Source organism: Nocardiopsis lucentensis DSM 44048 (assembly GCF_000341125.1).
In the GTDB taxonomy this organism is placed as follows: domain Bacteria; phylum Actinomycetota; class Actinomycetes; order Streptosporangiales; family Streptosporangiaceae; genus Nocardiopsis; species Nocardiopsis lucentensis.
On sequence record NZ_ANBC01000269.1, the window covers coordinates 1 to 1,924 of the forward strand.

General features: G+C 72.3%; 2 protein-coding genes. One reads left to right on the top strand and one right to left on the bottom strand.

Annotation, left to right across the window (positions count from 1 at the left end; genetic code table 11):
• Positions 1–152: 152 nt before the first annotated feature.
• Positions 153–1,184, bottom strand: coding sequence for a ferrochelatase (locus D471_RS0109125; RefSeq protein WP_040688992.1), 1,032 nt, complete (start codon positions 1,182–1,184; stop codon positions 153–155).
• Between the two features lie 128 nt (positions 1,185–1,312).
• On the opposite strand from D471_RS0109125, the gene D471_RS0109130 reads away from it, so the two are divergent.
• Positions 1,313–1,924 (top strand): FAD-binding protein (locus D471_RS0109130; RefSeq protein WP_017598342.1); only part of this gene is annotated, 612 nt, incomplete at its 3' end.

Genomic DNA, 1,924 nt, shown 5'->3' on the forward strand with positions numbered 1-1,924 from the left:
GCGCCCGTTGAGGGCGGTGGAGGGCGACGAAGAGGGAGGTACCGCGCCGCAGGCGTCCGTGGAGGGTGACGGGCGGGCAAGGATCCCTGGCCGCACGGGCGCCCGAACAAGCATGGCCGGGCGGAGGACCGGGGCCCTCCGCCCGCGTCGGATCAGCGCTGCCGGCAGCAGGCCTGACCGCCCTCCACGCACCGCGGCAGACCGCTCATCCGCACCACTTCCCCACGGTCGGTGTACTCGCGGACGAGCTCGGTCACCATGGACACGAAGCGCGGGTGGGTGCCGGGGCTGAGCGCGCGCTCATAGCCGATGCCCAGCTTCTGGGCGGTCTCGCGGGCCTCCACGTCGAGGTCGAACTTGACCTCCATGTGGTCGGAGACGAAGCCGTGCGGGACGACCACGACCGCGGGGACCCCCTCCTTGGCCAGCTCGTCGATGCGGTCGTTGACGTCCGGCTCCAGCCAGGGCTGGCTGGGCGGGCCGCTGCGGCTCTGGTAGACGACCTCGTAGGGGTACTCGCCGTCGAGCCGCTCCGCCACCAGCTGCGCCACCTCGGCGAGCTGGGCCCCGTAGGCCCCCTCGGGCCCGAACCCCTGGTCCGGGCCGCCGCTGGCCTCGGCCATCGCGGTGGGGATGGAGTGCGCGGAGAACAGCAGGCGCGCGCCCGCGCGCTGATCGGCGGGGAGCGCGGCCAGGGCGGCGGCGGTGTGCTCGACCAGCGGCTCGATGAAGCCTGGATGGTCGTAGAAGGGACGGATCAGGTCGATCTCGGGCGCGTCGTCGCCCAGCGCGGCCCGGGCCCGGTCGATGTCCTCGTGGTAGGCGGTCCGGCTGGACCAGTTGCAGTACGCGGAGGTGGGCAGAGCCAGCACCCGGCGCACGCCGTCGTCCCGCATCCTGGCGAGGGTGTCGGTGAGCATCGGCTCCCAGAACCGGTTGCCCCAGTAGATGGGCAGATCCACCCCGTTCGCGGCGAAGTCATCGGTGATCGCGGCGATCAGGTCCCGGCACTGCTGGTTGATCGGGCTCACGCCACCGAACAGGAAGTAGTGCTCTCCCACCTCGGCCAGCCGCTCGCGGGGGATGTTGCGCCCGCGGGTGACGTTCTCCAGGAAGGGGATGACCTCGTCCTCGCCCTCCGGTCCGCCGAAGGAGATCAGCAAAAACGCGTCGTAAGGCCTCATGGGACCTATCAAACCAGCCCTGCGGGCACCCCCTGGACCGCCCCCGCCGCGGCGCCCCGTGTTCTTCGGCTCGCTTCGTCCCGCCCCCCTCTGGCCACATAAGTGACTGGTGGGTAATGTCACGTCGCATGACTGACGTGTTGTGGACCACATGGGCGGGTACTCACCAGGCGCGCCCCCGGCGGACGGCGGCCCCGAACAGCACCGAGGAGGTCGCCGCGGCCGTCTCCTCCGCCGCGGCGGAGGACCTGCGGGTCCGGATGGGCGGGGCCGGCCACTCCTTCACCGACGTGGCCGTCACCGACGGTCTCCTCCTCTCCCCCACTTCTTTGACCGCCGTGCGCTCGGTCGACCCGGCTGCTGGGACGGTCACGGTCGAGGCGGGGCTGCCCCTGTGCGACCTGAACGACGCTCTGGCGGAGCAGGGGGTGGCCCTGTCCAACATGGGCGACATCGCCGTGCAGACCGTGGCGGGAGCCGTGCAGACCGGCACGCACGGGACCGGGCGCGACGCGGGCGGGCTGGCCAGCCAGGTGGTCGGGTTGGAGATGGTCCTGGCCGACGGGTCGGTCGTGGAGTGCTCGGCCGAGCGGGAACCCGACCTGTTCCACGCGGCCCGGGTGGGGCTGGGCGCGTTCGGTGTGGTCACCGCCCTGACCATGGCGGTGCGCCCCGCTTTCCTGCTGCACGCCCGCGAGGAGCCGATGCCGCTGGACGAGGTCCTGGAGCGGCTGGGGGGG